Here is a 26326-nt window from a genome sequence, read left to right as displayed (position 1 = left end):
TCATCGCTCCCGTGGAGGTCCCGGATGCCGTCGGTGGTCGGACTGCTGGAAAAGCACGAACTCGCCGCCCGTCGTCGGGTGGAGACGTTGCGTGAGGAAGCCGACCGCATCGAGGCCGAACTTGCCGTGGCCGAGCAGGAATGGCAGGAGTGGACGATCGCCCGTAAGCGGGTCGGTGTGCTGCTGTCCGCGCGGGGTGACGGATCGGCCGACGCGGTGGCCGCCAAGGAGCCGGGCGACACCCGGACCCAAGCCGAGGCGCCGCCGCCGACGGCCGCGGCGAAGCCGAAATCGCAGGTGCCGGTATGGCGCCAGGGGCTGGCCGGGGCGGCGCTGTCGGTCGACTACCAGCGCATCGTGCAGGCCCTCGCCGATCGGGTCCGGCTCGGTCAAGCGCCGCTCAGCTGCCAGGAGTTGACCGCCTTGTTCGGCGTGGAGGTGGTGCCGGCGCGGGTGGAGGCGCTGCGGTCGAAGGCTAAACGCCTGGTCGCGCGCGGCTGGCTGGCCGAGCCTGCGCCGGGCCGGTTCACCCTCGCGACTGGTGTGGCCTCGCCAGGCGGCGGGTCATGAGCAGGATCACCGGCCAGTAGATCATCGCCTCGGCGCTGGCGGTGCGGCGTTCGAAGTCGCGTGCCAGACGGCGGGTGCGCATCAGGTGGGCGAAGAGGCGCTCGACGATCCACCGCTTGGGCAGCACCACGAAGCCGCGCATGTCGTCGCTGCGCTTGACGATCACCAGCACCAGGGCGAGAGCGGCCAGGCAGTGCTCGACGAGGCTGCCGGTGTAGCCACCGTCCGCCCAGACCAGGGCGAGGCGGTGGTGCGCGTCGGCGACTTGTCGCAGCAGCACCTGGGCGGCGGTGCGGTCGCCGGTGTCCGCGGCGGTGACCATCACGCCCAGCAGCAGGCCGAGGGTATCGACCACGACGTGCCGCTTGCGCCCGTTGACCAGCTTGCCACCGTCGTAGCCGCGGCTGTCGGCGCCGACGACGGCGTCCGCCTTGACCGACTGCGAGTCGATCACCCCGGCCGTCGGCTCCGCGTCCCGGCCCAGCCGCTCGCGGACCTGGCCGCGCAACCGGTCATGGAACTCCTTGACCAGACCGTGGTCGCGCCAGCGGCGGAAGAATGCATACACCCGGTCCCACGGCGGGAAGTCAGCTGGCATCGCCCGCCACTTGACGCCGTTGTCCACGAGATAGCGGATCGCGTCCAGCACCGCGCGGTGGCAGTATCCCTCCGGCCGGCCTCCCCGCCCGCGCATCCAGCCGGGCGTCGGCAGCAGCGGCCGGACCTCAGCCCACTCCGCGTCCGTCATGTCCGACGGGTACCGGCGCCGCCGTACGGGTTGGTCGGCCGCGTTGCCGTACACGTGCGCGAGGCAATCACACGTTGGAGCGACCGAGTTGGACTGCCCGGCCATCGACACGGAAGACTGCAGCACCGGGGCCTCCTGTTGCTCCATGGATTCGACACCCACGAGCTGTTCAGGAGGCCCCGTCTTCATGCCCCGGCCACGGCCAGATCACCCGACCGGGAATCCGCGTTCGACCGCCACCGCTCAAGATCGAAAAGACAACAGCTTCTCACCGCCTCCCGCAGAACAACGTAGGGAAGTTTGAGTGACTGTGCCGTTTGCGAAGGCTTCCAGTTTCTAGTACGCCGCGTAGGCGATGGCGGCCGTTGCGAAGCGCGGCGAGCCACGCAACGGCACGTCGAAGTGCGAAGACCGCCTGCGCCTGATTTGCTCCACCGTGTGGTATCCCCTTCACGAAGCGAGGACCATTCATGAGCAGCGAAGAGACACGCGAACGACTCCAGGAGCAGGCCCGGCTATTGGCGGTCAGAGCGGAGAGTACCCACAACCCGCTAGAACGGAAGCAACTCCTGGAACAGGCCCGCAAGCTGCATGAGGCGAGCGGCAAGCAGTCCGGAGATATCGACCCTTCGGAATAGGCAGCCGCCACTATGGGCGTCGCTTGCGACGCCTGATCGAGAGAGGTCTGGCCAGCGCAGACGGGCGACCAGGGGGGCGCAGTCCGCGGCGCCACGAAGAACCCTAGGTGTGCTGTCCGGACAGGTTGGTGACGCGGCTGGCTGGGGTGTGGCCGTTGATTCCGGTGTGGGGGCGGTGGAAGTTGTACCAGTCCAGCCAGTCGGGAAACGCTGCCTGGCGTTCTGCGTCTGAGGTGTAGGGCCGGTGGTAGGCCCATTCGTCGAGCAGGGTGAGGTGGAAGCGTTCGACCTTGCCGTTGGTCTGGGGGCGCCAGGGCCGCGTCCAGCGCGGGCTGATGTTCAGGTCGTGGCAGGTCTGGCGCCAGGTGTTCTTGGTGTAGGCCCAGGCGTTGTCGGTCAGGACCCGTTCGATGGTGATGCCCTGGGCTGTGAACCAGGCGGTGGCGCGGGTCAGGAAGGCGGCGCAGGTGATCGCTTTCTCGTCGGGCAGGTCTTCGGTGTAGGCCAGGCGGCTGTGGTCGTCCAGGGCGGTGTGCAGGTAGGCGTGCCCGACGCCGGTGCGGTTCTTGCGTCCGGCCGCTCGGCCAAGGGTCTTGTGGCCGCCGCCGTCGGGGATGCGGCCGAGCTTCTTGACGTCGATGTGGACCAGTTCGCCGGGCCGGGCGCGTTCGTAGCGGCGTACCGGTTCGCCGGTGGCCCGGTCGCAGGCAGCAAGCGCCGGCAGGCGGTGACGGGCCAGGATCCGGTGGGCGGTGGAGGCCTCGCGCTCGGTGACCGGCTCTCGGTCCCCGTGGTGCTGACCAACACGGTGCGCTACGCACGCGCTGAACAGTCCCGCCTCGCCGACGTCCTGGATGCGGCCCGGCTCTTGCGTCCGATCCCTTTCGGCCGGGGCCAGCTTGACCCGGGCGAGCGGTACCTGAAGGCCCCGCCCGCGATGGAGGAGGTTGCCGCCCGCATCGCTGCGGCCGCGGGCACGCCGCCAGGCAGAGCGCGTCGGCTGCTGGAGGAGACGGTCCGGACGGCCGAGCAGTGCATCGTAGATCCGGTGCGCGACCTGGGGATGGGGCAACCCCACTTCACACCAGCCTGCCTGGCGAGAAGCTGGCCGCGGAACTGGTGCACACGCTGGCGAAGGAGGTGATGGGCCTCAACCAGCAAGTCGCCCAGTTCGACAGGGACATCGAGGCCCGGTTTCGCGACCACCACGCCTTTGACGTGATCACCAGCATGCCGGGGCTGGGCGTCATCCTCGGCGCCGAGTTCCTGGCTGCCACTGGCGGTGACATGGCGGTCGTCGGCACCGCCGACCGCCTCGCCGGCTTCGGCGGCGTCGCGCCGGTGCCCCGCGATTCCGGGAGGATCAGCGGCAACCTGCGGCGCCCGCGGCGATACAGCCGCAGACTCCAACGGGTCTTCTACACCTCCGTGTTGTTCAGCATCCGAAGGTGCGAGGAATCCCGCCGGTTTTACGAACGCAAGCGTGCCGAGGGCAAGCGCCACACCCAGGCCGTCCTCGCCCTTGCCCGCCGCCACGTCAACGTCCTCTGGGCCCTCCTACGCGACGGCCGGTGCTACCAGCTCGGGCCCCCGGCAGCTCTCGCGGCTTGACCACCGGCGTGGTGCGCCCGGTCAGGCGGCCCCGTCGATGCGGTCCAGCAGCGCCCGGGCTTCGGCGGTGCGGCGGTGGTCCGGGCCGAAGGCCGCCAGGCAGGCGTCGTGGGCGGCCGCTGCCCTGGTGCGGGCTTCGGTACCGCGTCCCAGCCCCAGGAGGGCGGTGGCCATGGCCAGCTCGACGGCTCCGGTCTCCGGGCGGTGCTGCTCCTCGGGCAGGCTGCGGCGCAGCTCGTCGGCGCGCTCCGCCTCGGCAAGAGCCTCTTCGTGGCGGGCTTGGCCGTTGAGGCTCCGGGCCAGTCCTAGCCGCAGGACCAGCGTGAACCGGTCTGGTACGTGATGGGCGGCGAGGGCCTCGCAGGCGAGTGCCTCGGCCTCCGGGTGTCGGCTCTGCGCGTTGAGGGCGTAGATCAGTCCGTTGCGGGCGGCCGTCGCGATAATCGGCATCTCCGGCCCCGTGCCGCGGGTCGCGGCCCGAGCTACTGCCGCGCACTCGGACTCGCATTCGGCGTGCCGGGCGAGCGCGCTGAGCGCCTGGGCGCGGTCCGAGCGCAGTTTCAGGGTCTGCGGGTGTTCGGCACCGAAGATCCTTCTGAAGACCGGCAGCAGTGTGTCGTATGCGGTGGCGGCCTCGGCATGACGGCCCTGGGCGCCCGTCGCGAGCGCGGCGATGCTCAACGCCAGCGGTGCGTACATGTCGTCGCGCGGCCGGGAGCGGGCCACGGCTACGGCGCGGGCTTCAGCCTCCGCCTCGGCAAAGCGCCCCGCCTCGTATAGGGCCATGGCCTGGGCCAAGGGGGATCTCACTATCTGCCCGGCGTTGTTTCGGCCGCGCTGCCGGAAGAGTTTCATGCCTGGAGCATACGGATGGCTGCGCACCCGTTCGAGGAAGGGGGTGAAGGTTGATCGGCAGACCCGCGCCGTCCGGGGCCAGGCGGCAGCGCGAAACTCGTACCACACCGCTGAGAAGCGGGGCGTTGAACAACAAGCTGAGCGCCAGAGTGACTCACTGACCACCCTTGACAAACGGCATTAGGAATCGATGGCACACGCTCAAGGTTCGCTGTCGCGGGACAGCCACCCGCCAGTCGTGGGGCGGACTCCGCCGGGGGGGGGGCGGACGCACGCTCCTCGTGCGCGGGCGTACCACCACCTGCTCGTGTCTCAGCGGGTCCCCCGGGCGTTGACCCATCGTGGATGAACCGCACATTCGCATGCGTCGTATCGGCCTGACTTACTGGTTGGGTGGCTGGATCTTCCGGAGAGTGAGAGCCGCTCCGCCTGCCCCAGTACTGTGACTTCGCATGACCAACTCCGAGATCCAGATCACCGCAGACCTGGTCCGCGACCTGCTGCGGGAGCAGCATCCGGACCTTGCAGGGCTGGCCATCCGCGAGGTGGCGGGCGGCTGGGGCAACCAAATGTGGCGTCTCGGGGACGAGTTGGCCGTGCGCATGCAGCGCATGGACCCCACCCCGGAGCTCCAGCTCAAGGAGCGCCGGTGGCTACCTGTGCTGGCCCCGCGCCTGCCGCTCCCGGTGCCGACCCCGGTGCGGTTCGGCGAACCGTCCGAGCGCTTCCCCAAGCACTGGACCATCATGACGTGGGTCCCCGGCGAGCCACTGGACCACACCTCCATCAGCCGCGGCGACCACGCGGCCGAGACCCTGGCGGGCTTCCTCAGGGCGCTCCACGTGGAGGCCCCCGCTGACGCGCCGATCAGTGAGGACCGCGGCGACCACCCCAAGAAGTGCACGGACGGCTTCGACCACTTCTTTCGAGCCGTTGTCCCCGGCGGCATCGCCGACGAGGTCCGGGCCGTCTGGGATGATGCCGTTGCCGCCCCCGAGTGGGAGGGCCCGCCGGTATGGGTGCACGGTGACCTTCATCCCGCGAATGTCGTCGTGTCGGACGGGACGCTCTCGGGCGTGATCGACTTCGGTGCCATGTTCGCCGGTGATCCGGCGTGGGACCTCGCGGCCGCATGGGTGGTCCTTCCCGCGGGCGCCGCCTCACGGTTCTTCGACGTGTACGCGCACGCGGACCAGGCGACGATCCGGCGCGCCCGCGGGCTGGCTGCTCTGAAAAGCCTGTTCCTCATGCTGATGGGCCAGAACGGAGACCGGGGCCTTCCTGGCGGCAAGCCGACATGGGGACCCGCGGGCTGGGCGGCGCTCGATCGTGTTCTCCAGAGCCGGCACTCATCAAGGGCTGGTACTTCGGCAGAAACAGGTACCTGGTCAGCCGCATGAAGGTGGCCACGCTGGGCAGCTTCGCGCAATCGGTGAGTGCCGGCCGCGGCGGTGGACGACGTCCTGGCTGCCGGTAGCAGGACGCGCAGCCGCCGTGTCGGTCCCGTGTCGGGGCTGTTGGTCCGGTGTCGGCGGTTTGTCGGCGGGGGCCCGGAGTCTTGCCGGAGATCCCGCCGGGGCCCATCCGGTGGGCGCGACCAGGCAAGGAAGCACCATGACCACTGACGTCACGATCATCGGCGCCGGGCTCGGCGGGCTGACTCTCGCCCGGGTCCTGTGTGTCCACGGCATCCCGGCCACGGTCTACGAGGCGGAGGCCTCACCGACGGATCGTTCGCAGGGCGGGATGCTCGACATCCACGACTACAACGGCCAGTTGGCCGTGCGGGCGGCCGGTCTGACGGACGAGTTCCGCGGGATCGTCCTGGAGGGCCGGCAGGCGATGCGGGTCCTCGACCGGAACGGGACCGTCCTGCTCGACCAGACCGACGACGGCACGGGCGGACGCCCCGAGGTGCAGCGCGGCGAACTGCGGCAGATCCTGCTCGACTCGCTCCCGGCCGGAACCGTCCGGTGGGGCCACAAGGCCGGCAGGGTGCGCGGCCTCGGCGAGGGCCGCCACGAGGTGGCCTTCGCGGACGGCGGCACCGTCGTCACGAGCCTGCTGGTCGGCGCGGACGGCGCCTGGTCACGGGTGCGGCCGCTGGTCTCCGACGCGGTACCCGAGTACACCGGTACGTCGTTCGTCGAGACCTATCTGTTCGACGCCGACACCCGGCACCCCGCTGCCGCGAAGGCCGTCGGTGGCGGATCGCTGTTCGCGGTGGAGCCGGGCAAGAGGCAGATCGCGGCCCACCGGGAGAAGGACGGGACCCTCCACGCCTACGTGATGCTCTCCAAGCCGCTGGAGTGGTTCGCCGGTGTCGACTTCGCCGATGCCAGGGGCGCCACCGCGCGGATCGCGGCGGAGTTCGACGGCTGGGCCCCGGAACTCACCGCCCTGATCACCGACAGCGACACCGCGCCGGTCCTGCGTCCCCACCACACCCTGCCGGTCGGGCACCGGTGGGACCGGGTTCCGGGGGTGACCCTGGTCGGCGACGCTGCCCACCTCATCCCCCCGAACGGCGAAGGGGCCAACCTGGCCATGCTGGACGGTGCTGAACTCGGTGAGGCCCTCGCCGCGCACCCCGACGACGTCGAGGCAGCGCTCGCCGCGTACGAGCACGCGCTGTTCCCCCGCAGTGCCGCGGTCGGCGAAGCCGAGGCCGACGCCCCTGACAACCCCACACCCGAGGAGCTGATCAACTTCTTCGGAGGGGACGGGCAGACCTCATGAGTCGTCGGCCGCGGTCACCCGGTGACTGTCACGTCCTGCGCGGCTGTCGCGTCGCCGTGCACATGGCACAGCAACAGGCATACGTCGTCGTCGTGTTCGGAGTCGTGCAGCAGCGGGTGCAGGAGCCGGTCGGCCGACGCTTCGAGGTTCTCGTCGAGTTCGGCCGGGTGGAAGCCGCCCAGCACCTCGGCGAGGCGCTGGATACCGGGGTCTATGCCACGGGAGCGGCGCTCCACGAGTCCGTCGGTGTACAGCGCCAGCGTCGATCCGGGCGGCAGCGGCACGGTGTGGTCGCCGATCTCCTGTCTCAGCGGGATGCCCAGCATCGCACCGGGCTTGGCGTCGAGGATGCGCACCTGTCCGTCGGGGGTGCGCAGCACCGGCGGCGGGTGACCGGCGGCGGCCCAGGTGAGTGTGGGGTCGTCCGGGTGGAAGCGCGCGATGACCGCGGTGGCGTAGAGGTCGAGGCGCAGGCGGTGCAGGAACTGGTGCAGCCGGGTCAGGAGCTGGCCGGGACTGCTGCCGTCGACGGCGTAGGCGCGCAGGGCGGTGCGCAGTTGGCTCATCATCACCGCGGCGTGCAGCCCGTGTCCGGTGACGTCCCCGATGACGGTGATCAGGCTGCCGTCGGGCTGGCGGAAGGCGTCGTACCAGTCGCCGCCGATGTTCAGGCCCCGGGTGGCGGGGAGGTAGCGCGCGGCCAGGTTCAGGCCCGGTGTCGTGGGCAGTTCGGTGAGCAGGGCGCGTTGCAGGGTCTCGGCGATGTCCCGGTTGTGCTCGAAGCGTCTGGCGTTGTCCAGGGCGATGCTGGCCCGTCGGGTCAGCTCGATCAGCATGACGGCGTCGTCCGGGTCCCAGCGTTCGTCGGGCGGCGACAGCGTGAGGACGCCCTGCGGTGCCCGGCGGGTGAGCAGGGGGATGCAGAGGAGGGGCCGGTCGGGGTCGAGGGCCGAGGGCGGCTGATCGTCGACGCCGGGCAGACCGCCGGGGTGGTCGGCGGCGTACTGCGGGCGGCCGCGGCGGGCCGCGAGGACGGCGGCGGCCGGATGCGGGCCGCTGCGACGCTCGTCGTCCACGCCGTCGAACAGCCAGACGTCGACGGTGCGCGCGTACCGGGGCACCAGCAGAGCAGGGAGCAGCCGCACGATGGCCTCGTGGTTCAAGGAGGCCGTCAGGGCGGCGCTGGCGTCGGCCAGGAAGGTCAGCCGGCCGCGGGCGTTCTCCGCCTCCTTGCGGGCCTTCTGCTCAGCGGCGAAGAGTTCCCGTTGGGCCCGGCCGGCGGCGTCCAGTTCGGCGTGCAGGGCCAGCACGCCCTGGTTGGTCTGGTGGAGTTCCTCGCGGTGGAACGCGACCAGTGCCTCCTGCTCGTCGAGGCGCTCCAGCAGCAGGGCCGCGTCCTCGTCGGCGCCGAACAGGGCCTCGGCCAGCGCCGCCGGGTCGTCGGCCGTGTGCTCGACACCGGAGACGTCCGCGTCCTCGACGCAGGGGACCGACGCGCGCCACGGGGGCTGCCGGTCGTCCGGGCGGGGCTTCGCCGGTGTCACCTCGACGCGGAACTCACCCCCGCCGGGTGACAGGGTCGCTGCCACGCCGACCCGCCAGTCGCCCCCCTTGGTGAGGCACTGCCGTAGTTGTGCGGTGAGCGCGGCCACCAGACGCGTCCGCTCGACGGGCGTCACCCCGCACGCGGCGGCCAGCCGCGCGGTGGCGATGCGGGCCTGCGCGGCGTCGGTGATGGTGCGTACGCACCAGGTGCGGGTCATGAGGAGCGGTCCGGGGGGAAGGGGCCGAGCACGGCGACGGCGGTGTCGTCGCGTACCGGCCGCGCGGGGCTGCCGGCGTCCCGCACGATCGATGCGGCGATCACGGCGGGGTCGAGGGACGACCGTGCGTGAGCGGCCGGGCCCGGACTCCAGCGGCTCGGCAGTCCGTCACTGTGCAGGACCAGCAGGCAGTCCTCCGTCCAGAGTTCCTGGTGCTCCGGCAGGTGCACGGGGAGGTGGCTGCCGACGATGCCGGGGCGGGAGACCAGGCCGTGCCAGGTGTCGCCGTGGCGCAGCCGGGCCCCCACGTTGCCCACGCCGGTGAACGACAGCCGTCCGGCGGCGATGTCCAGTTGGGCCACGGCCACGGCCGCGCCCCTGGTGCCGCGCAGGGCACTGTGCATCCGCCGCAGCAGGTCCGACGGTGGCAGATGGGGTGCCTGGCGCAGTGCCTCCACCGCGGCGGAGGAGGCACGAGCCGCCTGGGGGCCGTGGCCGAGACCGTCGGCGAGCATCAGCGTCACCCGCTCGCCGGTCCGTACGCACGCCCAGGCGTCACCGGAGAACTCCGCGCCCGCGAAGGGGATGTTGAGCCCGCCGGCCCGCACCGGGAGCGGGACGGGGTGCGGGCCGGCGGCGCCGCGGTCCGGGCCGGAAGCGATCCTGGCCAGGACGACCGTTCCCCGGCCGGGTGTGCTGTGCAGGTCGAAGTCGTCGGCCGTGCGCAGGCAGGTGCCGAGGCCGGCGCCGAGGGAGGCGGCGGTCGAGTAGCCGTCGCGCAGCGCCGCGGCGGTGTCGGGCATACCCGGCCCATGATCGACGGCCATGATCTGCACCACGGAGATCCTCTCGTCGGCGTAGGCCGGAACCACCGGCCCCACGAGGTCGAGAAGTACCCGCCCGCCACCGGCGTGCTTCAGCAGGTTGGTGGCGAGTTCGGTGGCCACGAGCTCGGCCGCGGCGACCCTGGCCTCGGCCAGCCCGGCATGGCGGGCCGCGGCCCCGGCCGCCACGCGGACGTCGCGGACGCGGGTCGAGTCGTGCACCGGCACGTCCCAGACGCGGGGCATCAGGGCGCCTCGCGGGGACGGGGCGGCCGGGAGTTCCATGACGTCACCGTAACGGTGGTGCCGATGCCACGGCGGCTGTCGATGGAGAACTCGTGGACCAGACGCCGGGCGCCGCCCAGGCCCATCCCCAGCCCCTCACCGGAGGTGTAGCCGTCGGACAGGGCCTGGTCCAGGTCCACGATGCCGGGGCCCTGGTCGCTGAAGACGAGCCGCAGCCCCTGGATCCCGCCGCTGCTCACCGACGTGCACTCCATCTGGCCCCCGCCGCCGTGGACGAGGGCGTTGCGCGCCAGCTCGCTGGCGGCGGTGACGAGTTTGGTCTGCTCGACCAGACCGAACCCGAGTTGGGCGGTCATCTGCCGCACATGCTGCCGTACCCGCACCAGATCGAGGTCCGAGTTGATGGGCAGGCAGGCGGAGACGCTGCCGGTGCTGTGGGTCACGGGCTCTCCCCGCGTGCGCGCCCGGCGCGGGGCAGGGCCGCCACCTCGGCCCCGAGCAGGCGCAGGGCCTCCTCGGTGTTGAGAGCCGTACGCAGTCCCGGCAGGGTCAGGCCGAGTTCCACCAGGGTGATGGCCACCGCCGGGCGCATCCCCGCCACCACGGTCTGAGCGGCCAGCAGCCGGGTCATGGCCGCGACGTCACTGAGTACGCGGCCCATGAAGGAGTCGACGATCTCGACACCGGACAGGTCGATGACGACGCCGGTGACCGCGCTGTCGGCGGCGGTCTCGCCGATGTCCTGCTGGAGCTGTTCCGCGGTGCTGTCGTACAGGTCGCCCTGGAGGGTGACCAGGAGTACCCCGCCGAGCCTCAGTACCGGCACATGTCCCTCGAACGGGGAGGTGGCGGCGCCGGTCACCGGGGCTCCACGGTCGAGGCGGGGTTCGGCACGATGTGGGCGCCCTGCTGCTGCAGTGCGTAGGCCAGGGCGTCGGCGAGGCTGGCGCGGGTGAGCACCGAGCTCAGGTCGATGCCGAGGTGGACGATGGTCTGCGCGATGGCCGGCCGGATCCCGGAGACTATGCACTCCGCTCCCATCAGCCGCGCGGCCGCCACGGTCTTCATCAGATGCTGCGCCACCAGGGAGTCGACGGTCGGCACTCCGGTGATGTCCAGGATCGCGATACGGGCGTGCTGTTCGACCACGGCGTCCAGGAGCGTCTCCATGACCACCTGGCTGCGGGCGCTGTCGAGGGTGCCGATCAGGGGTACGGCGACGATGCCTTCCCACAGCTTGATCACGGGGGTGGCGATCTCCAGCAGTTCGAGCCGCTGACGGTTGATGAGTTCCTGCCCGGCGATCGTCGTCGCCTCCAGCATGACCAGGCGCAGGGTGCCCATCAGCACGGTCAGTGCCGTCGTGCACTCCCGCAGGTGCTCGGCGGGCGACTCGGAGAGCTCGTCGAGCAGGAGGTCGGTGACGGGGGGCCGCAACGCGTCCATCTCCTCGGAGATCTGCGCGATGGTGGCGCCGGCGCGTGCCCGGGCCTGCGCGGTACGCGCCAGCTGTTCGCGGACGACCGTGAACCCGTCCGCCTCCGCGTCCTGCACGCGCCCCGAGACGGCCACCGCGGCCAGCGCCTCCACCACGGTGCGCCCGGCGTCCACCGCGTCGTCCCGGGAGACGGTGTACACGGTGCGGAACAGCGCCGCGTCGGCCCAGCGTTGGGCGATCTGCTCCCGGCGCCGCCGCAGGAAGGCGCCGACCTCCTCCGCCGGGTCGGTCTCGTGTTCTGCCACTTGCTGCTCCGGCACGTGCTTCCCTCCTCATACGGTTGCGCTGCCCCGGCTGCACGGGGAGCGCCGGACGGTACGGTCAAGGCGCCCGCCGTGGCCCCGACGAGTCGAGACGAACCACGAGCGCGTCCTCGTCGGGACCGCCGTACCGCGGTGATCCGACGTTCTGCCAGGACGGTACCGGGGGACCTCGGCCGGGCATACGCAGGGTCCGCGGGGAGCCGGCGGCACCGACCCGCGGTCTGCCCTTGCTCGGGCCGAGGCCGGGGAGGAGCACGAAGAGGGGGGCGTTCGCGCGGTGCCGGGCGCGCGCGGCCCGGTCGGCGGAAGGCAGCGGGGCGGCCAGGACGCCGAGCCGGTCGCCGCGCGCGGGCACCGGCGGGTGCGGGCGTGCCTGGCCGCCGTTGAGCGTGTGGACGTGCTGGAGCGCGGCGAGGCCGTCGCCGACCGCGTCCACCAGGGGGTGCGGGACCGCAGGGCGAAGCGCCGACTCCGCTGCCGTGCATCTGTTCACGTGGTCGGATTCGCCATTCTGGTCACGGTGACGGCGCCGGGCCCACGCCGCGGCGTTCCTTCGAACGGCACCCGTCGGCGCGGTGGGTACGGCTCGCGGTCGATCAACTGCCTCTCCGGGAAGCGGCCTTCAGTCCTCCGTCGAGACGTGGGGCTCGGGGGACGCCGGCCGGGCGTCCGCGGTGGCGAGCGCCTCCTCGACACTGCCCACGATCGGGACGGTGATGCTGACCCCGGTGAGATCGAGGATGCGCTGGACGGCGGGCGTCGGGGAGATGACGTACACCCCGCCCGAGACCTCCCGCACCTCCTGGTACGCCCGCAGGACGATGTTCATGCCGGACGAGTCCATGAAGGGCACGCCGGCGATGTCGAGCAGGAAGTGCCGTCGGCCGTGGTGCAGCTGGTTGGCGAGGTGGTGCTGCAACTCGGTCGCTGTATCCATGTCCAGGTCACCCTCGACCGTGAGCAGCACGGCGTCCTCCCGGGGCACCTCCACCTTGATCGACAAGGGATTCTGGGCAACGGACACAAGTACCTCCCACAGGCGTTGGCGATCGGGACGGGTGCCCCGACGGACGGATTTCATGCATCGTGGCGCTCCAGAAACCCCGTGACCGGTCCCCTGGAGGCCGTCGTCGCTGGTCCCGGGCATGAGGCTCCTGTCCTGCGCGTGGTGTTGACCGTCCCGTCGGTGCGTTCGCCCGCCTACCCCCGAATCCCCGCGGCACACAAGGCGCATGCGAGGGAGTGGTACTCCGTCCCGCTTCTGGCTGCTTTTGTGTGCATGGGTCCGAGTGGCGGTTTGACGGCCCGCCGACTGGTCACGCAGGTAGGAGGAAGGCATCACGCGATGTGGAGGAGGGAAGGAAGCCGGGCCTGCCCGGCGTCCGTCACGGACGTACGGCGGGTTCCAGGTTCCCTCGCCTCCGTCAGGGAGCGAAAGGATGAGTGAGAACTACCGGACCGGCGCCACCAAAAGCCCGGCGGGTGCGGGCCGTGTGCGCCGCGGGCCGCGGAGTCCGGCCGAGGCGCGCGGAGCCGTGCGGCGGGTCCTGTCCGAACAGTCGCGCACCCGGGGCACCGCGTGCACGCCGGACACCCTCTCGGACGCGTTGCTTGTGGCATCGGAACTGACGACCAACGCGATGCTGCACGGCGGCGGCGTCACCGACTTCGACGTCGAGGTCGTCGGTCAGAACCTGTACCTGTCCGTCAGCGACCGGGAGCGGCGGCGGCCGGTCACGCTCGACCCCGTCGACCGTCACGGACGACGGCGCTGCTCGGGGCGTGGCTGGCCGATCGTGTGCCGGCTGTCCCGGACCGTGCTGGTGTCGGACCTTCCGGCCGGCGGCAAGCGCGTCACCGCGGTGATTCCCCTGTGCGGTGATTCCCCTGTCGGCGGAGCGCCGGTACCCGGTCGACAGCACCGGAACAGAACCTGACCTGCCCCGAACGGACCGGGACGGGCCGGCGGGCCCACGGCCACTCGGCCGCGGCCCACCCGGCCGGCACCGCTACCGCTCAGGGCTGCCGCTCAGGAGGCTTCGGGGTTCAAGGGGTTCAGGTTCGGGGTTCAAGGGGTTCAGGCAACCTCGGGCTCCAGCAGCCCGGCGCGCAGTTGCTTGATGATGCGGCTGATGAGCCGCGAGACATGCATCTGGGAGACGCCGATCCGGTCGGCGATCTGCGCCTGGGTGAGCTCTTCGACGAACCGCAGATGGATGATCCGCCGTTCACGGTCGTCCAGCCCGGCGATCAGGGGCGCCAACGAATGGAAGTCCTCGACGAGTTCCAGCGAGGGGTCCTCCGCACCGAGGAGGTCGGCCAGGACGGACTCGCCGTTCTCGGCGTCGCCTGTGACGGCCGCGTCGAGGGAGGTGGACTGGTAGCAGTTGGCGGCCTTGCGGGCCTCGATCACCTCGTCCTCCGACAGGGACATCAGCTGCGCGAGCTCGCGGGTGGTCGGCGTACGGCCCAGCCGGGAGCTGAGTTCCTCCGTCGCCCTGGCCAGCTCCGCGCGCGCCTCCTGCAGTCGGCGCGGCACATGGACCGCCCAGCTCGTGTCGCGGAAGAAACGCTTGATCTCGCCGACGACGTAGGGGACGGCGAAGGTCGTGAACTCGACCTCCCGGGACACCTCGAAGCGGTCGATGGCCTTGATCAGCCCGATCGTCCCGACCTGGACGATGTCCTCCAGCGAGTCCCCCCTGGCGCGGAAGCGCGACGCCGCGTACCGCACGAGCGACAGGTTCATCTCGATCAGCGTGTTGCGAACGTACTGGTGTTCGTGTGTGCCTTCCTCCAGCATGGCCAGTCGGTCGAAGAACTGACGCGACAACTCGCGTGCGTCCTCGGGCCTCACCCTCGTCGGCTCCTCGATCAGCGGCAGCGCCGCAGCGTCCGTCGTGACCGTCTCCTGTGCCGTGGCCGTTGCCTGCGCCACCGTCACGGCTGCCATGCCGCCCTCCCCATCGCCGGAACTTGTCGTCCTTCCCCGCGTGCCCGCACTCGCGCGGCTCACTCCCCTTCTGTGGGCCAGAACACATCATCGTGGTGAGTTCTGGCGTGAAGTCGCGCCTCGGGGCGCGCGATCCGGACACCTCCGCGCCGCCCGGATCCCGACCGGCGCGGGCCTTCCGTCACCCTCTTGCGTCCGCGCCTGTTTGCGTGCCCGGTCGCGGGGCATGCGGGTTTTCGTGCTTCGGACCAGAGGCGCACCGGTGCTACAGGTGTGACCGTTCCGGGGTCTTCAGCGCCCCGTGCACCGTTTCCCACGGAGATTCCCGAGAACACCCTTCAGGAGTTGTTCCCGCATGCTGGTTGAAACGTCCGCACATGGTTCCGACATCGCTGCCCGTCCCCGCGTGTCCGGCGGACGCGTCCACGACGACGCCCCCGACACCGCGGCCGACTTCGCCCGCCTGGCCGATCTGCCCGAGGGACCGGAACGCGACGCGGTACGCGACCAACTGACCGAGGCGTGGCTGCCCATGGCCCATCGCATCGCCGGAAAGTTCCGCAACCGCGGTGAGGCGCTGGAGGATCTGCGCCAGGTCGCGGCGCTGGGACTGGTCAAGGCCATCGACCGGTACGAACCGGGGCGTGGGGCCTTCGAGAGCTACGCCGTGCCCACCATCACCGGGGAGATCAAGCGGCACTTCCGCGACCGTATGTGGGCCCTGAGGGTGCCCCGTCGGGTCCAGGAGCTGCGCAACAAGGTGCGGATGGCGCGCCGTGACCTCACCGACGCCGCGGGCGGCGCCAGCCCCTCGGTCGCCGAGATCGCCGCCCACGCGGGGCTCACCGAGGAGGAGGTCAACGCGGGGCTGGAGGCGTTGGAGAGCTTCAGCACGCTGTCCCTCGACGCCGAGATGTCCTCCAGCGACGACGGCTTCAGCCTCGCCGACACCATCGGCAGCTGCGAGGAGGCGTACGACGTCGTCATCGACCGGGAGGCGGCGAAGGAGGGCCTGCGGCGCCTGCCCGAGCGCGAGCGCGCCATCCTGTACATGCGCTTCTTCGAGGACATGACCCAGAGCCGCATCGCCGACCACCTGGGCATCTCCCAGATGCATGTCTCCCGCCTCATCAGCCGGTGCTGCGCGCGGGTGCGGGACGAGGTGCTGGAGCAGGGGCCGGGGACGCAGCGCCGCGGCGACGACGGCAGGGCCGGGTGACGCGGAGCGGCCGGACCTCCGGCGCCACGCATCCGGGCCCGACCGCCTCGCTCGGCGGCGGACGCGACGTTCACTTCTTCCAGGACTTCCAGGACTTCCAGGAGCGGATACACATGCTGATGCCCCATCCGGTGGTGCTGCGCGGGCTCATCGAGGAGTACGAGGCGCTCATGGCCCGCGAGGGCGACGGGGAGGCCGGCAAGGGCCGGCGCGCCCTGCGCGCCCAGGACCTGGCGTACACGCTGTGCGTGTCGACCGGAACGCGCGAGGTGGGCCAGGCCCTGGCAACGGCCCGCCGCCTGCTCACCGCCGCGCGCGACCCCGAGGAGTCGGCGATCGCCGGGTGAGCTGCGCGAGTGCACGGGCACAGGGAAGAGGCGTCGAGAGGAAGTAGGAAGCGATGTGAGCACCGGCGGAATCTGGTCGTACCCCGCGGGGAGCGGTCACCAGGAGGGACGGCCCCTCACGGGGTTCACGGTCGAGGCGGCCGACGGGGTGATCGGTCATGTCGACCGCCAGGCCGACGACACTCCCCTGCGGCACCTGATCGTCGACACGGGCGCATGGGTCTTCGGCAGCAGTCTGCTGATACCCGCGGGCACCGTCACCGGCATCGACATGAAGACCCGGGTGATCACCGTGGCGTGCACCCGAGCGGAAGCCAAGGCGGCTCCCCGCTTCAGGACGGACCGCGAGACCCTCGATCCCGAGTACTTGTCCGCCGTCGGTGCCTACTACGCCGCTCTGCCCCATGGTTCGGGTGCGAGTGGGTAGCGGAGCAGCATGCGCACGGACGGACGGACGACGAGGAGTGGAGGCGACAGGGTGCGAGGAATGGTGAAGTGACGGAAGCCGGAGCCCTCTTGGTGCGCGCCCGCGGTGCTCGGACAGTGATGAGCATCTTGCGGGCGGCGCACGAGCAACAGTGAAGCCGGCGGAGCGCCGTCCGGCCCGGGACAGCGGGACGGCGCGCACCCGGTCGGTGCCGATCACCAGCGCGGCGGCGGCACGCAGTCATGTGCGGGCGGTCGTAGGAGACCACTGGCGTGCCCCGGCCGGCCCGGCGAGTGAGCGAGCCGTCACGGATCTCCTGCTGGTCGTGTCGGAACTGGTCACCAACGCCATCCGGCACGGCGGCGGCCTCGCCGGGTTCGAGGTGGACCTTCTTCCCGAGGGGGTGCGGCTGAGTGTGCACGACTACAGCGACGCCGTCCCCTCCGCCGCCTACGGGTCCGGCGCGCTGCCCGACCCGCACGAGGGCAGCGGCTACGGATGGCCGCTGATCATCCGGCTGTCCCGGGAGATCCGCATCGAGTGCCGCCGGGAGGGCGGCAAGACGGTCAGCGTGCTGGTGCCGCTGAGGTGAGTGTCCGCCCGTGGGGCGGGCGACTCACCAGGGCAGGAACACGTGCACGTCCTTGCCGTCCTCCCGCGGCACCACGCTGACCTGGTCGCACAGCGTGTGGATCAGATACCAGCCGATACCGCCGCCCCCGCCGTCGCCGGGCTTGAAGGGGCGCGGCGCCGGTGGGGTGGTGCTCGTGTCGCCGAGTGTCACGTGCACGCCCTCGAACGTCCTGCGCATCGTCAGCCGGAACGGCCCCGGCGCGTACTGGATGGCATTGGCGGCCAGCTCGCTGACGACCAGCAGGATGTCGTCCCGGTATTCGGGCGTCGCCGGCGGTGCGGACCGCGCGAGCGTGTTCAGAAATTCCTCCGCGCTGAGGCGCGCTCCCGTCACATCACCAAAACCCCCGTCAAACCGGACCTCCCAGTCCTCGATCTTCTTCGAGGACGGTTCGCCGCCCCCACGCGATTCGGTCGCCATCAAAACCTTCTCCGGCCCGTCCGCCGCCGGTCGCGGTGACTTGTCGTACTGCTGCTTCCACCGCTGCTGGTTCCCAGCCAGCGCGCGGCTACTCGTCCGGAACCGGTGGGAACCGGCGGGACATCACGGAAGAGGGAGACCCCAGGTATTCCTGTGCCGGCTGGAACCTCGCCGTCGACGTCCCGGTTCGGCGTGTTCTGACGGAGGCTCAGGGGGCTGCGCGGAAAGCGCAGTTATGGAAGACCGGCGTGCCGATGAAAAGATATTGGGCTTTTTCACCATAATCTGTCATAACCATACGAAATCGATCCCTCACAGATCACATCTCTCTCACTCCCGGAGTGGACATGCACAAGCTTCGCAACGCTGCCGTCCTGGTCGTCGCCCTTGGCAGCGTCGGACTCCTGAGCGCCGGCACCGCCACCGCCCAGCCCCTCGACGGTCACGGCGGCTCGGGCGTCCTGCAGAGCTCCCACTGCAAGTCGCACGACCTGAACGTCGACGTCCTCGGCCAGGTCGGCGTGCTCAACGGCGCGCTGGGCAACGCGCTCAACGGCGAGGGCATCGCGGGCGGGCAGGACGGCACCCACCTGGGCGCGGACATGGGCTGCACCAACAGCGTCTTCTAGGCCGGATCCGAACGGAAAACAGTCAGGGGCCCGATCCACTTGCGTGGGTCGGGCCCCTGACTGGTATGAGTGGTCGGCCGTTGGGACGACGCGCGGATCAGTCTCCGGAGGAGAACGCACCATGGACACCGAAGCCGGCCCCGGTTCCCTCCCGGACGTTCCCGGAACGGAGCGGCCGGTGCCCGAAGCCGACCCGGGGCTCGTCAAGCGGTGGCGATCGGGGGGAGGCGAACTGGTCGAGCTGCTGTCCGAGGTGCGCGAGCGGACCGGCGGCATCGCCGCGTTCCGTCTCGGCCCGGCCCGCACCGTTCTCGTCACCGATCCGCAAGCGGTCCAGCATGTACTCGCACGGCACCCGGAGCGGTACGTCAAGCGCTCCCACCGCGCCCGCCTGCTGATCGGCGACGGCGTGCTCGCCGCCACGGGTACGGCATGGGAGCGGCAACGCCGCGTCCTGCAGGCCCAGTTCACCGGCACCGGGATGCGCCGCTACGAGCAGCGGATCAGCGAGGCGGCCCGGACCACCGCCCGGCGCTGGGAGACGTACGCCCGTACCGGACAGACCCTCGATGTCGGGCAGGAGATGCGCCGTTTCGCCCTGGACGCCATCTGGCGCTCCCTCACCGGCCATCCCCTCGACGACGGCACCGAGCGTGAACTGGCCGCCGTGGCAGCGGTGGCGGCCGCCCTTCCGACTCTGCCCGCCGACGCCGGCGACGCGCGGGACGCCGTAGCCGCCGACCTCGCCCGGATCGACGCCGTCGCCCAGCACGCCGTCGACGCCGCCCGCAGCGGCGCGGCCGGGCCCGACGGCCCGGGACTGGTGCACACCTTGATCGACGCTGCCGCCGAGCACCCCGAGTACGACGACCGGCTGATCCGCGACGAACTGGTCACGCTGCTCACGGCCGGGCACGAGACCACCGCCACCACGCTGACCTGGCTCTGGCTGCTCCTCGACCAGTACCCCGCCGCCCGCGAACAGGCTCTCGCCGGCGGCGGCGAAGGCTCGGAGCGACGCCGTCAGGCCGTCCAGGCCCTCGTGCACGAGACGCTCCGGCTCTACCCGTCCGCCTGGATCCTGCCCCGTCACGCGGCCGAGGACGACACTCTCGCCGGCTACTCCGTCGAGGCGGGCACCGACATCCTCGTCTGCCCGTATCTCACGCACCGCGATCCCGAACTGTGGCCGGATCCGGAGCGCTTCGAGCCTCGGCGCTTCCTCACGCGGCAGGGGAGGCCGAGCCAGACAGGCGCCTACTTCCCCTTCGGTATCGGCCCCCGCGCCTGCCTCGGCCTTCAGTTCGCGCTCCGCGAATCGACCACCCTGCTCGAACACCTGCTGCCGGCCCACACCCTGGCCTTCTCCGCCATCCCCACGAAGGCGGAGTACGGCATCACCGTCCGACCCGACGGCCCCACCCCCGCAACCCTGCGCCCGCCGCTCGGCTGAAGCGCACCGCATGGGAAACGGTCTCCGCTCCCCGCGTCATCAGCGCCTCAGATCCGCGCCCAGTGCGGCGGCGACGCCGCGGTCCACATCCCGACCCGGTCGCCGCGCCGTCAGGGGTCCGCCGTCGGACGAGGACAGTTGGCTCCGCGGCCACCGACCGGCCACCGCTTGCCGTCGGCGCCGGTTCAGTCGGCGGCCTCGGCGCGGTCGCGGTCCTCGTCCCCCGCGCGTGCGGTCGCCGATGAGGCGCTGACCCTGGCGACAGCGGACGACAGCTGCTCCTGTACCACTTCGGGCAGCGCGTCGCCCTTCACGGCGGTGACCAGGTCCCCGGCCAGGGAATGCAGTTTCGTGTTGGTGTGCTGGGACGCCGAAACCAGTACCTTCCAGGCGTCTTCGGAGCTGAGGCTGAAGGAGGCCATCAGGATGCCCCGGGCCAGGTCGATGGTCGGCCGGGTCTGCATGGCCCGGCGCAGCTGGGCGACTTCGATCCGCAGGTCCTGATCGACGTCCTCGGACGCGTCGGTGTCCTCGGACGCCTCGTTGTCCTCGGACGCCTCGTTGTCCTCGGGAGCGTCGGTGTCCTCGGGGTGCCGGGCTGCCGTGCCCTGTCCGTCCGGGCCGTGGTGGGCGAACAGCCCACGGGTACCGGTCAGGCCGAACAGGCGGTCGACTGCCGTGCTGGTGCCTTGGACGGCGACCGTCTTGGCCTGCCCCAGGGCTCGATTGCGCAGGTTGAACAGGACGTTGAGAGTGGAGCAGTCGCAGAAGGAGACGCCCGTCAGATCCAGGTCGACACCACGAACCGAACGGTTCAGGGCGTCGCGCAGGACACTGTGCAGCCGTTCACTGGTGTCGAGGTCGAGTTCTCCGGACACCTCCACGACAACCCTGTCGCCGTCCGGACGGACGGCGGTGACCAGCGTGCACGGCGGGCTCACCACCGGTGCGTCCGCGGTGTTCGCACGGTCGGCATCGCCCCCGGTGGGGGGCTCCGCAGAGGACGCGAGCTCCGGCATGACCGCCTCTCCCTCAGGTGCTCCCCGTCTTCTGTTCCAGACTGAACCCGAACCACCGTACACGTCAACAGATACATGAAATGGAGTGCGTGTTTTTGTATACGTGAACCCTACGACGTAGTCTTGGGGTATGGACGGAGTCCCTGAGCCGCACACCGGATGGACGTTTCTCACCAACCATGCCCGCGTACTGGCGGCCATCGCCGACAACCCCAGTGTCCGCATCCGCCATATCGCCGCGCGCTGCCGGCTCACGGAGCGCGCCGTCCAGAAGATCATCGCCGATCTGGAGCACGACGGCTATCTGTCCCACACCCGTGAGGGACGCACCAACACCTACCGGATCGACCCCGGCAAGGTGCTGCGTCACCCCAACGAGGCCGGGCTGACGGTGGCCGCGCTGCTCTCGCTGCTCGTCCAGGACGAGGCCCACCGCAGCACGGCACCGCAGCAGCTGAGGACGACGCGCCAGCGGATGCCTGCGGACGGCGTCTGAGCGGTCGCGGGAAGGCCGGTGTCGACGCGACACCGGAGCTTGGGGTTCAGGACAGGACCGGGGCTTGGGGTTCAGGACAGGACGCGCAGCGCTGCGGGCAGGACTCTGACCGTGACCGGAAGGGTCGCCTCGACCTCACCGTCCGCGCCGTAGGGCACCTCGCGGTCGGCCGCGATGCGGATCTCCCTGCCCCGCAGGATCCGCACCTGGGGGCGGTGGACGTGGCCGCCCGTCTTGAGTTCGTTCATCAGGGCGAAGAACAGCCGGCGCGGCGCCTCGCGGATCATCACCACGTCCAGCAGACCGTCGTCCAGGCGAGCGTCCGGGGCGATGAGGCGGCCGGAGCCGTAGTAGCCGGAGTTGGCGGCCACGACGGTGTAGCCGGTGTGCAGGTGTTCCTGGCCGTCGACGGTGACCCGGTAGCGCGCGGGGCGCCAGGTGGTGACGGCGCGCAGTCCGCCCGCGTAGTAGGAGGCCGCGCCGCGCAGCAGGGTGGCGTTGTTGGCGTGGCGGTTGGCGAGTGCGTCGACGCCGGCGTAGACGCTGCCGAGGACCACCGTGCGCTGGTGGACGGCCGACTCCACTTCGATGGTGTCGACCTTCCGGGGCTCGTGGTGGAGCAGTACCTGCGCGAGTGCGTCGGGCTCGGTGGGCAGGTTCAGCGCCCGGGCGAAGTCGTTGCCGCGGCCGGCCGGGACGAGGCCGAGTAGGGTGTCGGTGCCGCTGAGGGCGCCGCCGATGCCGCCGGCCATTCCGTCGCCGCCGACGGCGAGCACCACCCGGCCCTGCTGTCCGGCGTGCAGGGCGAGTTCCCGGGCGTGGGCCAGGCTGCGGCTGTACGCGGTCTCCAGGCCGGCCCCGGCCTCCCGAAGCAGCCGGGCCACCTTCAGCAGGGCGGCGGCTGAGGCGGATCCGCCCGCCGTGGGGTTGACGATGGCGGTGAACTGTCGCATCGGTGTGCCTTTCGGGCCGACGGGAGGATACCGCCGAAGGCGGGTGGGTGGAGGGGTGAGGCGGGAAGGTGGAGGGGTGAGCTGTGGTGGGGGGTGGAGAGGTGAGCGGGTGGCGGTGGGGTCAGTCGAGGGGCAGCAGGACACCGGGGCTGAGCACGCCCGCCGGGTCCAGTCGCCGTTTCACGGCACGCAGCGCCTCGATGCCCAGGGGACCCGCCTCGCGGACGTACCAGTCCCGGTGGTCGACGCCCACCCCGTGGTGGTGGCTGATCGTGCCGCCCGCGCCGAGGATCGCCTCGTTGGCGGCGTGCTTGGCCCGCTCCCAGTGCGCCACCGGGTCCTCGCCCTGGGCGGAGACGACGGTGAAGTACAGCGAGGCGCCGTTCTCGTAGGTGTGGGAGATGTGGCACATGATCAGGGGCGGGGTGCCGGCGTCGGTGAGCGTGGTGGTGAGCGCGTCCCGGACCGACGCGTACAGCTCGGGGACGCGTGACCAGAAGGTCGCCGTCTCCAGTGTCTCGGCGAACGCTCCCGCGTCCAGCAGGGCGTCGCGCAGGTAGGGGGCGGAGTAGCGGCCGTGCGCCCAGCGCTGTCCCGGTTCCCCGCCCAGCGAGGTGCCGCCGCACTCGCGCAGCACGGCAGCGGCCCGCTCCCGGCGGTGCGAGGTGTCCTCGTCCGTGCCTTCGTAGCCGGTGATCGCCATGCATCCCGCAGGCTGCAGCCCGGAGCCGTCGGCGCCGATGGCGTCGGGCTGGGCCAGGCCGATCAGGGTCTCGGTCTCGTCGGACAACCGCAGGACCGTCGGGCGCGGTCCGTCCTGGGCGAGGCGGCGCAGTGCGGTGGCGCCTTCCTCGAAGGAGGCGAAGCGCCAGCCCTCGTACACACGGGCCCCGGGGACGGGGCGGATCCGGACCGTGACGGACGTGATGACGCCGAACGCCCCTTCCGAGCCGAGCAGGAGCTGGCGCAGGTCGGGTCCGGCCGCCGAGCGCGGTGCGCGGCCGGTGTCGATGGTGCCCTCGGGGGTGGCGAGGGTCAGGCCCAGAACCATCTCGTCGAAGCGGCCGTAGCCGGCGGATGCCTGGCCGCTGGAGCGGGTGGCGGCGAATCCGCCGATGGTGGCCCACTCGTAGGACTGGGGGAAGTGGCCGAGGGTGAAGCCGTGTTCGGCGAGCAGCGCCTCGGCCTCGGGGGCGCGCAGTCCGGGTTGCAGGGTGGCGGTGCGCGAGACCGGGTCGAGGGCGAGCAGCTGGTCCATGCGGCGCAGGTCGAGGGCGATGAAAGGGCTCCGCCGGACGGGGGCGAGGCCGCCGACGACGGAGGTGCCGCCGCCGAACGGGACCACGGGCAGGGCGTGTTCGGCGCAGGCGCGCAGGACGGCGAGCACCTCGTCGTGGTCGGCGGGCAGGACGACGGCCGCTGGGACGTCGTCGACCTCGCCCTCACGGATCCGCAGCAGGTCGGGGGTGGACTTGCCGCGGGTGTGCCGGATGCGGGTCTCCGCGTCGGTGCGGATGTGCTCCTCGCCGCCGACGGCGGCCGACAGGGCCTGGCGCGCGGCGGGTTCGAGCCGTGGCTCGGGTACGGCGATGTCCCGCAGCGCGACCGGCCCGGCGGTGCGCGGCTTGACGCCGAGCAGATCGCGCAGCAGCCCGGTCACGGTCTCGGGCAGCGGCGCCGCCTTGGCCGGGTCGCCCCAGCCGCTCCACAACATGTCCATGGCCGTCGTCCTCACCGGTTCGATTCGAGCGATGCCGTGTCCCGGACGGCCTCGCAGGCGTTACACTGTGACACATGACGCCTATTCGTCACAACCGCTCGGACAGTGATGCGGTGCTCGACGCGGTGCGCGACTGCGTCCTGGCCGTCGGTGTCCGCCGTACGACGCTGACCGACGTGGCCCGCCGCGCGGGTGTCTCCCGGATGACGCTGTACCGGCGCTGGCCCGATGTGCGCTCGCTGGTGGGGGACTTGATGACCCGGGAGTGGGTCGCGGTGGCCACCGGAGCCATGCCCGAGCGGCGCCCCGGGGCCGACGCGCGTGCCCTGATCGTCGACGGACTGGTGGCCGGAGTGGAGGCCTTCCGCGCCCATCCGCTCTTCCGGAAGATCGTCGACGTCGATCCCGAGCTGCTCCTCCCCTACGTCCTCGACCGGCGCGGCGCGAGCCAGGAGGCCCTGCTCGCGCTGCTGGCCGACGCCGTCCGGGAGGGCCACGCCGACGGATCGGTGCATGCCGGACACGTCGAACGGCAGGCGCGGGCCCTGCTGTTGATCGTCCAGTCCTTCACGCTGTCCCTGCGCACCATGACCGACGAGGACGACACCGACCTGAGCAGCGAGGCCTTCCTCGTGGAGCTGCGCGGCATCCTGGAGAGGACCCTCACACCATGACCCCCACCACCGGCCCCGTACCCGGCTCGTCCCTGTCCGCCGCCCGGCGCTCGCGCGAACTGGCCGAGTCCGTCGGGGGGCCGGTCGTGGACGTCCTGGTCGTCGGGCTGGGCGCGACCGGTGCCGGGGCGGCCCTGGACGCCGCCGCCCGCGGGCTGACGGTGGTCGCCGTCGACGCCCACGACCTGGCCTTCGGCACCTCGCGCTTCAGCAGCAAGCTGATCCACGGAGGGCTGCGCTATCTCGCCTCGGGGCAGCTCGACGTCGCCCATGAAAGCGCGGTCGAGCGCGGCGTGCTGATGGAGCGCACGGCACCGCATCTCGTGCGTGCCCAGCCCTTCGTCCTGCCTCTGACGCCGCTGGTCCCCCGCGCCCAGTCCGCCCTGGCCTGGGCCGGCTTCCGGGCCGGTGACACGCTGCGCCTCGCCGCCCGCACGGCCCGCGCGACCCTGCCCGCGCCCCGCAGGCTCTCCGCGGTGGAGACCCGCCACCTCGCCCCCGCCCTGCGCACCGACGGCCTGCGCGGCGGTCTGCTGTCCTGGGACGGCCGGCTCACCGACGACGCCCGCCTGGTGACCGCGATCGCCCGCACCGCCGCCGCACAGGGCGCGCGGATCCTGACCCGGGTCAGGGCCCTGCGGCTCACCGCGTCCGGCGCCCGCGTCCGCGACGAACTCACCGGTGAGGAGGGCGAGATCAGGGCCCGCGCCGTGATCAACGCGTCCGGTGTCTGGGCGGGCGGCCTGGTGGACGGCATCCGGATCCGCCCCTCCCGCGGCACCCACCTCGTCCTGCGCTCCGACCACCTCGGCCCCCTGCCCGCGGGGCTGCACGTCCCCGTGCCCGGGGAGACCAACCGCTTCGTCCTCGTCCTGCCCCAGGGCGACGGCCGGGTCTACGTGGGGCTCACCGACGAGCCCGTGGAGGGTGACATCCCGGACGTTCCCGAGGTGCCCGAGGCGGACATCGGTTTCCTCCTCGACGTCCTCGGCTCCGTCCTGGACGTCCCGGTCCAACGCGACGACGTCGTCGGCGCGTTCGCCGGACTGCGCCCCCTGCTCGACACCTCACCGGCCGCGCACTCCGGCGACGCGCCGCGGACCGCCGACATCTCCCGTCGCCACGCGGTCCTCACCTCCCCCGACGGCGTGATCACCGTGGTCGGCGGCAAGCTCACCACCTATCGGCGGATGGCCGAGGACGCCGTGGACGCCGCCGTCGCCACCCATCGGCTCACCGCCGGCTCCTCCCCCACCGCCGCACTCCCCCTCGTCGGCGCCGCGTCACCCGGCAGACTCGGCTCCGTCCGGGCGCCACGCCGCCTCGTCCAGCGCTACGGCACCGAGGCACCTGCCGTCCAGGCGCTGGGCGCGCGCGATCCCCGGCTCGGCGAACCCGTACTGCCGGGGCATCCCGTCACCGCCGCCGAACTGGTGTGGGCCGTACGCCACGAAGGGGCCCTGGACGAGGCCGACCTGCTGGACCGGCGCACCCGCATCGGGCTGGTGCCCGCCGACCGCGCGGCGGCGCTGAACGCCGTACGCGAGGTGCTGGACGAGGCGTGGGCCCAGCAGGGGTGAGGGCCGGCGGGACGGAGGGACGGCCGGGCGGCGCGTGTGCCGCGGAC

29 protein-coding genes and 1 pseudogene are annotated in these 26326 nt (G+C 71.7%); 15 read left to right on the top strand and 15 right to left on the bottom strand.

Annotation, left to right across the window (positions count from 1 at the left end):
* Positions 1 to 24 precede the first annotated feature (24 nt).
* Positions 25 to 570 (top strand): hypothetical protein, encoded by a 546-nt coding sequence (locus AQI70_RS34000; RefSeq protein ID WP_062156293.1) that lies wholly within the window; start codon positions 25 to 27, stop codon positions 568 to 570.
* Here AQI70_RS34000 and AQI70_RS33995 read toward each other — a convergent pair.
* Positions 527 to 1318: an IS5 family transposase gene (locus tag AQI70_RS33995; RefSeq protein ID WP_062156356.1), complete on the bottom strand. Its 792-nt coding sequence runs from the start codon at positions 1316 to 1318 to the stop codon at positions 527 to 529. The genes AQI70_RS34000 and AQI70_RS33995 overlap by 44 nt on opposite strands.
* A gap of 470 nt (positions 1319 to 1788) precedes the next feature.
* Between AQI70_RS33995 and AQI70_RS39315 the strand changes: the two genes are divergently transcribed.
* Positions 1789 to 1956 carry a DUF6381 family protein gene (locus AQI70_RS39315; protein WP_159042733.1) on the top strand — a complete coding sequence of 56 codons (168 nt, stop codon included), beginning with the start codon at positions 1789 to 1791 and terminating at the stop codon, positions 1954 to 1956.
* Positions 1957 to 2059: 103 nt separating this feature from the next.
* Here AQI70_RS39315 and AQI70_RS33990 read toward each other — a convergent pair whose 3' ends face one another.
* Positions 2060 to 3001 carry an IS481 family transposase gene (locus AQI70_RS33990; RefSeq protein ID WP_425264653.1) on the bottom strand — a complete coding sequence of 314 codons (942 nt, stop codon included), beginning with the start codon at positions 2999 to 3001 and terminating at the stop codon, positions 2060 to 2062.
* 23 nt (positions 3002 to 3024) lie between these two features.
* Here AQI70_RS33990 and AQI70_RS33985 point away from each other — a divergent pair.
* A pseudogene (locus tag AQI70_RS33985) lies at positions 3025 to 3567 on the top strand (transposase); the annotation flags it as partial.
* Positions 3568 to 3588: 21 nt separating this feature from the next.
* On the opposite strand, the gene AQI70_RS33980 reads toward AQI70_RS33985, so the two are convergent.
* Positions 3589 to 4422 (bottom strand): tetratricopeptide repeat protein, encoded by an 834-nt coding sequence (locus tag AQI70_RS33980; protein WP_062156292.1) that lies wholly within the window; start codon positions 4420 to 4422, stop codon positions 3589 to 3591.
* Positions 4423 to 4874: 452 nt separating this feature from the next.
* Between AQI70_RS33980 and AQI70_RS33975 the strand changes: the two genes are divergently transcribed.
* Together AQI70_RS33975 and AQI70_RS33970 are read left to right on the top strand one after the other, a co-directional pair.
* Complete coding sequence (locus AQI70_RS33975; RefSeq protein ID WP_062156291.1) at positions 4875 to 5822, top strand: aminoglycoside phosphotransferase family protein; 948 nt, start codon at positions 4875 to 4877, stop codon at positions 5820 to 5822.
* Positions 5823 to 6036: 214 nt separating this feature from the next.
* Positions 6037 to 7161 (top strand): FAD-dependent oxidoreductase, encoded by a 1125-nt coding sequence (locus AQI70_RS33970; RefSeq protein ID WP_062156290.1) that lies wholly within the window; start codon positions 6037 to 6039, stop codon positions 7159 to 7161.
* Between the two features lie 14 nt (positions 7162 to 7175).
* On the opposite strand, the gene AQI70_RS33965 is transcribed toward AQI70_RS33970, so the two are convergent.
* The 7 genes from AQI70_RS33965 to AQI70_RS33935 all read right to left on the bottom strand — a co-directional run bounded on the left by AQI70_RS33965 (position 7176) and on the right by AQI70_RS33935 (position 12779).
* A complete protein-coding gene (locus AQI70_RS33965; protein ID WP_062156289.1) occupies positions 7176 to 8924 on the bottom strand; it encodes a PP2C family protein-serine/threonine phosphatase in 1749 nt (582 codons plus the stop codon).
* The gene (locus AQI70_RS33960; RefSeq protein WP_062156355.1) at positions 8921 to 9994 is read right to left on the bottom strand and encodes an ATP-binding SpoIIE family protein phosphatase; all 1074 of its coding nucleotides are present in this window, start codon (positions 9992 to 9994) and stop codon (positions 8921 to 8923) included. Before AQI70_RS33960 ends, AQI70_RS33965 begins: the two co-directional genes overlap by 4 nt.
* Positions 9994 to 10437 (bottom strand): anti-sigma regulatory factor, encoded by a 444-nt coding sequence (locus AQI70_RS33955; protein ID WP_062156288.1) that lies wholly within the window; start codon positions 10435 to 10437, stop codon positions 9994 to 9996. The genes AQI70_RS33960 and AQI70_RS33955 overlap by 1 nt, the downstream gene beginning before the upstream one ends.
* Positions 10434 to 10856: an STAS domain-containing protein gene (locus tag AQI70_RS33950; RefSeq protein ID WP_062156287.1), complete on the bottom strand. Its 423-nt coding sequence runs from the start codon at positions 10854 to 10856 to the stop codon at positions 10434 to 10436. Before AQI70_RS33950 ends, AQI70_RS33955 begins: the two co-directional genes overlap by 4 nt.
* A complete protein-coding gene (locus AQI70_RS33945; RefSeq protein WP_062156286.1) occupies positions 10853 to 11752 on the bottom strand; it encodes an STAS domain-containing protein in 900 nt (299 codons plus the stop codon). Before AQI70_RS33945 ends, AQI70_RS33950 begins: the two co-directional genes overlap by 4 nt.
* 61 nt (positions 11753 to 11813) lie before the next feature.
* Positions 11814 to 12248 carry a hypothetical protein gene (locus tag AQI70_RS33940; RefSeq protein WP_159042732.1) on the bottom strand — a complete coding sequence of 145 codons (435 nt, stop codon included), beginning with the start codon at positions 12246 to 12248 and terminating at the stop codon, positions 11814 to 11816.
* A 129-nt stretch (positions 12249 to 12377) separates the two neighbouring features.
* Entirely contained in the window at positions 12378 to 12779 is a 402-nt protein-coding gene (locus AQI70_RS33935; RefSeq protein WP_062156284.1) for an STAS domain-containing protein, read from the bottom strand.
* 415 nt (positions 12780 to 13194) lie between these two features.
* On the opposite strand from AQI70_RS33935, the gene AQI70_RS33930 reads away from it, so the two are divergent.
* A complete protein-coding gene (locus AQI70_RS33930) occupies positions 13195 to 13692 on the top strand; it encodes an ATP-binding protein (RefSeq protein WP_244181948.1) in 498 nt (165 codons plus the stop codon).
* Between the two features lie 140 nt (positions 13693 to 13832).
* On the opposite strand, the gene AQI70_RS33925 is transcribed toward AQI70_RS33930, so the two are convergent.
* A complete protein-coding gene (locus AQI70_RS33925; RefSeq protein ID WP_079051591.1) occupies positions 13833 to 14708 on the bottom strand; it encodes an RNA polymerase sigma factor SigF in 876 nt (291 codons plus the stop codon).
* 355 nt (positions 14709 to 15063) lie between these two features.
* Here AQI70_RS33925 and AQI70_RS33920 point away from each other — a divergent pair, with 355 nt between their 5' ends.
* The 4 genes from AQI70_RS33920 (at position 15064) to AQI70_RS33905 (ending at position 17293) form a co-directional block, all read left to right on the top strand.
* Entirely contained in the window at positions 15064 to 15927 is an 864-nt protein-coding gene (locus AQI70_RS33920; protein ID WP_062156283.1) for a SigB/SigF/SigG family RNA polymerase sigma factor, read from the top strand.
* Positions 15924 to 16274, top strand: a complete 351-nt coding sequence (locus tag AQI70_RS33915; protein WP_341845973.1) for a DUF5133 domain-containing protein — start codon at positions 15924 to 15926, stop codon at positions 16272 to 16274. The genes AQI70_RS33920 and AQI70_RS33915 overlap by 4 nt, the downstream gene beginning before the upstream one ends.
* 55 nt (positions 16275 to 16329) lie before the next feature.
* A complete protein-coding gene (locus AQI70_RS33910; RefSeq protein ID WP_062156282.1) occupies positions 16330 to 16701 on the top strand; it encodes a hypothetical protein in 372 nt (123 codons plus the stop codon).
* A 151-nt stretch (positions 16702 to 16852) separates the two neighbouring features.
* The gene (locus tag AQI70_RS33905; RefSeq protein WP_079051590.1) at positions 16853 to 17293 is read left to right on the top strand and encodes an ATP-binding protein; all 441 of its coding nucleotides are present in this window, start codon (positions 16853 to 16855) and stop codon (positions 17291 to 17293) included.
* A gap of 24 nt (positions 17294 to 17317) precedes the next feature.
* Here the strand turns inward: AQI70_RS33905 and AQI70_RS33900 are convergent, their stop codons facing one another.
* On the bottom strand, positions 17318 to 17755 hold the full coding sequence (locus AQI70_RS33900) for an ATP-binding protein (protein ID WP_062156281.1): 438 nt from the start codon (positions 17753 to 17755) through the stop codon (positions 17318 to 17320).
* Between the two features lie 347 nt (positions 17756 to 18102).
* On the opposite strand from AQI70_RS33900, the gene AQI70_RS33895 reads away from it, so the two are divergent.
* The gene (locus AQI70_RS33895) at positions 18103 to 18384 is read left to right on the top strand and encodes a hypothetical protein (RefSeq protein WP_062156280.1); all 282 of its coding nucleotides are present in this window, start codon (positions 18103 to 18105) and stop codon (positions 18382 to 18384) included.
* A gap of 121 nt (positions 18385 to 18505) precedes the next feature.
* A complete protein-coding gene (locus tag AQI70_RS33890) occupies positions 18506 to 19837 on the top strand; it encodes a cytochrome P450 (protein ID WP_062156279.1) in 1332 nt (443 codons plus the stop codon).
* 185 nt (positions 19838 to 20022) lie between these two features.
* On the opposite strand, the gene AQI70_RS33885 is transcribed toward AQI70_RS33890, so the two are convergent.
* Entirely contained in the window at positions 20023 to 20856 is an 834-nt protein-coding gene (locus tag AQI70_RS33885; protein ID WP_341845972.1) for an ANTAR domain-containing protein, read from the bottom strand.
* A gap of 130 nt (positions 20857 to 20986) precedes the next feature.
* Between AQI70_RS33885 and AQI70_RS33880 the strand changes: the two genes are divergently transcribed.
* Positions 20987 to 21352: a helix-turn-helix transcriptional regulator gene (locus AQI70_RS33880; protein ID WP_062156278.1), complete on the top strand. Its 366-nt coding sequence runs from the start codon at positions 20987 to 20989 to the stop codon at positions 21350 to 21352.
* 71 nt (positions 21353 to 21423) lie between these two features.
* Here the strand turns inward: AQI70_RS33880 and AQI70_RS33875 are convergent, their stop codons facing one another.
* Both AQI70_RS33875 and AQI70_RS33870 read right to left on the bottom strand, forming a co-directional pair.
* Complete coding sequence (locus AQI70_RS33875) at positions 21424 to 22305, bottom strand: YegS/Rv2252/BmrU family lipid kinase (RefSeq protein ID WP_062156277.1); 882 nt, start codon at positions 22303 to 22305, stop codon at positions 21424 to 21426.
* A gap of 121 nt (positions 22306 to 22426) precedes the next feature.
* Entirely contained in the window at positions 22427 to 24025 is a 1599-nt protein-coding gene (locus AQI70_RS33870; RefSeq protein ID WP_062156276.1) for an FAD-binding oxidoreductase, read from the bottom strand.
* Between the two features lie 74 nt (positions 24026 to 24099).
* Between AQI70_RS33870 and AQI70_RS33865 the strand changes: the two genes are divergently transcribed.
* Entirely contained in the window at positions 24100 to 24699 is a 600-nt protein-coding gene (locus tag AQI70_RS33865; protein WP_062156275.1) for a TetR/AcrR family transcriptional regulator, read from the top strand.
* Positions 24696 to 26279: a glycerol-3-phosphate dehydrogenase/oxidase gene (locus tag AQI70_RS33860; protein WP_062156274.1), complete on the top strand. Its 1584-nt coding sequence runs from the start codon at positions 24696 to 24698 to the stop codon at positions 26277 to 26279. The genes AQI70_RS33865 and AQI70_RS33860 overlap by 4 nt, the downstream gene beginning before the upstream one ends.
* Positions 26280 to 26326 lie beyond the last annotated feature (47 nt).

It is taken from the genome of Streptomyces curacoi, from assembly GCF_001513975.1.
Lineage (GTDB): Bacteria > Actinomycetota > Actinomycetes > Streptomycetales > Streptomycetaceae > Streptomyces > Streptomyces curacoi.
This window is presented reverse-complemented; position numbering and strand designations above follow the sequence as displayed.